The following is a 4,191-nucleotide window of genomic DNA, read 5'->3' on the forward strand; positions in this document are numbered from 1 at the left end:
ATAACAATCTGTTTAAGAGTGATTCGCAACGCTTGGCATTTTTGCTATGCGTTGCGTTTAGTGTTTAAGGTGGCATGCGGTAGCTTCAGTATTGCGTTGCTCACACCTTAACAGGGCGTTATGCGTAATGAAGATAAGGATAGTCTGTGAACATAATTTTTGATTTAGATGATACATTGCATGACAAAAGTGCGTCTCTTAAAAGTTATGCTGATGAGCTTTTAAATACTACATTGAATAATCTAGATTTACCGGAACAACGGTTTGTCAGTGAGTTTATTGCTCAAAACAATATCATCCAACCTAAAACTCAAGTTTTTAGCGTATTAGCTGAGCGCTTTAACTTTTCGCCAAAACTTGAGCGAGAGCTATTGATAGCCTTTGACCGTTCCTTCCATGAGTTTTCGGTTCCTTTCGATGGTACGCTGGAGACATTAGCAATGTTGAAAAATAGTTGTGTTTCCATCGGCTGTATAACGAATGGTAGGGACTTTTTTCAAAAGCGTAAAATTGCGGCTTTGGGGTTCGATGAGTACTTTGATTTCACTATTACATCAGGTGGTGTTGGTGTTAAAAAGCCTGATTTAAGTATTTTTAAAATTGGTTTAAGTAAGTTTAGCGACAGTGGCAAAAAGGTGTTTTTTTGCGGAGACAGTTTGTTATCTGATATGGCTCCTGCGAAAAACTTGGGTCTTGTGACATTGTGGAAAACTGAAAAGTTGCATAAACCAGAGTACGTTGACCATAGTTTTTCTACTTTTCAAGAGTTCGATCAGCTATGGCGAACAACGTTAGTTTACGCATAACAAACTGTTCAAGAGGGATTCGCAACGCGTGGCATTTTCACTATGCGTTGGTTTAAGTGATTAAGGTGGTATGCGGCGACTTTTGTATTGCGTTGCTCACCCCTTAACAGGGCGTTAGGTGTTTTAAAGGTCAGATATTATGCAAGTATCACATAAAATTTTTCTTGTGGCTCTTAGTACCACTTTTGCATCAGTTTCTCTCAGGTATTGGGAGGTAGGGTTAGTTACCCTAGCTTTGGCTGTGCCATATTACGTTTATTGGGCTCTAAATCATGATATCCATAAACATCGAATAGAAGCTTTCGCTATATTTATCCTTCTTATGATCTTTACTATTTCTACATTTTCTGTGATTTATGAAATGGAGGGGATTGTATGTAATGGAGAGCTTGTTAAGAATACGTATGAGAGCTTTTACTTTAGCATTGTAACTTGGACTACGCTCGGTTATGGCGACTGCTTGCCAACCGAGGGCATCAGACACATAGCAGCCATAGAGGCACTGTTTGGTTATATCATGATGGCTATTTTCATGAGTCTACTTTTGGCGGTGTTTACTTCAAGAACAGCTGTTGGAGACAAAAACACCTAACAAACAATTTAAGAGTGATTCAGCACGCTTGGCATTTTGGGTTTGATTTGAGTTTAGTGTTTACGGTGGTCAAATTAAGTGTAGTGGTCGCGTGCTTCACACCTTAATTGGGCGTTAGTACGGGTTTGACATCAAAGGTCATAAGTTTTGGTGTTTATCTGTTTTGGCGTTCGTCTTTTCACCTTTCAATTAGTGCCTCTCACGTTCTTTCCGGTGGCACTATATGCGTTGTGCTTGCTTTGATTTCAACGTTTACGGCTTCTAACTCTTAGCCTATTTCTTTAGCGCTTTTTCATTTTCGTGGTGGCTTTTGAGAGAACCTTGATTATTTTTGGTGTGGCTGTTGAAGTACGAGGAAAGAATCCTTTTCTAATTTGAAGCAAGTGAAAATAGGGCTGTTCAGTGCGTTTTTCTTCTAGCCAACTTTCGTCTTTCATCTGGGGTAAAGTTTTGTAGCTGCCCGTCTCACTTCAGTGTTCAAAGCCTTTCATATCATTCCACTTTTCAATATCTTGGAGCGCATAAATAGAAGTAGCGCATGTACTAACAAATTGCTTAAGAGTGATTCGTAACGCGTGGCATTTTTACTTTGCGGTGGCTTATGTGATTAAGGCGCTGTGCGGTAGCTTTTGTATTGCGTTACTCACACCTTAGCAAGGCGTTAGCTGTTTGGAGACTCCATGGAAAATATAGAAGTCGTGCATCTAAAAACTCATGACGATACACAGTCGCTCACACTTCAAAGTTGCAAGCTGGTAAATCGAACTTCCTTAAAATGCAATCTAACGATGAAGTCCAGAGGTTTCTCATACTCTGGAAATGTACGCTTCGATAATGTTGCTAAGTTTGCAGAAGATATTATTTCAATGTCTAAAACCTTAAGTGGCACGGTAACACTAACCGAAGAGTACGGAGTTCATTTTATTAACTTTAAAATCAACAGATTGGGTCATGTTATTATCAGTGGAACCTTTGCGGAACATAGTGCTAATTCTCAGCTGTTAGAGTTCGAATTTGTCACGGATCAAACGTGTTTGGAGGCATTTGCAAGTGACCTAGAGCTCATCGTGGGGAAAAACAGCTAACAAATTGTTCAAGAGTGATTCGGCACGCGTGGCATTTTTACCATGCGTTGGTTTTAGTGGTTAAGGTAGTATGCGGGAGCTTCGGTATTGCGTGCCTCACACCTTAACAAGGCGTTAGTCGCCAGAAAAAGCTTGCAGTCAAAATCATGTTTCTAAGCTTAAAATTTGACTGATGATTGTTTGCTATACAGGCTCTTCATCGATGGTCAAAACTCAGTTTCAGGCTGTTTCAAATCCAAAGTTTTGCAAGCGTCCAAGCGTTTTTCTTGTTCTTTGGCGCTGACAGAACAGGGTAATCGAGCGTCTGTTCTTGGTTGCAACCCTGTCCGGTGAGTTTGTTGGTTCAAAAGCAGATCTACTCGCTGAAAAGTCGTCTTCTCTGGTGTTGTAAGTTCCACGTGGTTTCAGTGACTTTGTTGAAACTCCGCACTGTGAGATTGGTTTTCCAAAAAGCGCTCTTTGGTGTTGTCAGTCCGTTTTCTACGGCGTTTTATGTTCCAAGTGGTTTCATTGAGTAGCCGCTTTGAGACCACGCCTAACTTAAATGCATCAAAGCACATAAAGTTTGTTGTTTGCAAAGTTTAGTTCGGCTTAAAATTGTCGCTCGGTGCCTCGCGACTAACAAACTGCTCAAGAGGGATTCGCAACGCGTGGCATTTTTACTATGCGTTGAATTTAGTGATTAAGGTGGTACGCGGCGGCTTCGGTATTGCGTTGCTCACCCCTTAGCAGGGCGTTAGGTTTATAGAGGCGTATTTGTTTATGGCGCAAGAAAGAATCGCTAAAAACTTAGGTGTTGAACTTATACACCTTGGCTTGCAAATGGGAGCTAGCAAGAAAGAGTGGAAAAGTAATTTTAGCCACAATTTTGTTTCTGTAGAAAAAGCTGTACTTGAACACTATATTTCTGAGGGGTGGCAAGGATATGCGGGTGAGGGTGGTTTGCTTTTGAATTTAATCAAAGCAATGTCTTTTCCTGTGCTATCTCCCCGCCATAAAAGTACTTTTGTAGAAGCTCTGTACGCACAAAATGTCGCTTTTGAAGAGGATCGGTTTGATCGTTCTTGGCTGATAAACAATGTAAAAAAAGCGACGCCAACTCAAGTATCTGCCAATTTTGCAGTTATGAGCTCAGATGAAACTTTCGAATTAGATATCGGTAGTTTTAGATTAACTCAGCAATCTACAGTACTAGACTTTTTTCCCAACCTTTCTGACTCATTGCTTTCGGGGTTACACCTTCATTTGGGGAATACTAAGTTAGCTGAAATAGCTGAGATATTCGCACAAGATCCATATGCGTATCGCAAAGGTTGGGCTGACCTGACCATTTGGAAAGACGGATGCGTTAAGTTTCTGGAGGTGAAAGCTCCTGGAGACCGAGTTCAATCAAGTCAGAAAGTTATCATTGAAAAGTTCGTGAAACCGTTGGATCTAGACTTTGCTATAGTGGATGTTTTCGGCATATAAACCTAACAAACTGTTTAAGAGTGATTCGCAACGCGTGGCATTTTTACTATGCGTTAGATTTAGTGTTTAAGGTGGTATGCGGCGGCATTGGTATTGCGTTGCTCACACCTTAACAGGGCGTTATGTGTTTCTGCACGATATCATGACTATATCTATCGGTATTTTGTTTTGTTAAAATCCCCTTTTATAGTGTGTGATTGCATAGGTTCCATATGAATATAGATGAGTTCTTAGTTGA

4 protein-coding genes are annotated in these 4,191 nt (G+C 40.6%); all 4 read left to right on the top strand.

From position 1 onward, the window contains the following. The first annotated feature begins 146 nt into the window (after window positions 1-146). The 4 genes from NL647_RS26965 to NL647_RS27005 all read left to right on the top strand — a co-directional run bounded on the left by NL647_RS26965 (window position 147) and on the right by NL647_RS27005 (window position 3,953). Window positions 147-806 carry an HAD family hydrolase gene (locus NL647_RS26965; RefSeq protein ID WP_253650907.1) on the top strand — a complete coding sequence of 220 codons (660 nt, stop codon included), beginning with the start codon at window positions 147-149 and terminating at the stop codon, window positions 804-806. A gap of 139 nt (window positions 807-945) precedes the next feature. Next, window positions 946-1,398, top strand: coding sequence for an ion channel (locus NL647_RS27285; RefSeq protein WP_213960517.1), 453 nt, complete (start codon window positions 946-948; stop codon window positions 1,396-1,398). A gap of 680 nt (window positions 1,399-2,078) precedes the next feature. Beyond that, window positions 2,079-2,483 (top strand): hypothetical protein, encoded by a 405-nt coding sequence (locus NL647_RS26990; RefSeq protein WP_050922723.1) that lies wholly within the window; start codon window positions 2,079-2,081, stop codon window positions 2,481-2,483. 762 nt (window positions 2,484-3,245) lie between these two features. Further along, the gene (locus NL647_RS27005) at window positions 3,246-3,953 is read left to right on the top strand and encodes a VRR-NUC domain-containing protein (RefSeq protein WP_253650909.1); all 708 of its coding nucleotides are present in this window, start codon (window positions 3,246-3,248) and stop codon (window positions 3,951-3,953) included. Window positions 3,954-4,191: the final 238 nt, after the last annotated feature.

It is taken from the genome of Vibrio sp. Y29_XK_CS5 (assembly GCF_024181835.1).
Taxonomy (GTDB): domain Bacteria; phylum Pseudomonadota; class Gammaproteobacteria; order Enterobacterales; family Vibrionaceae; genus Vibrio; species Vibrio harveyi.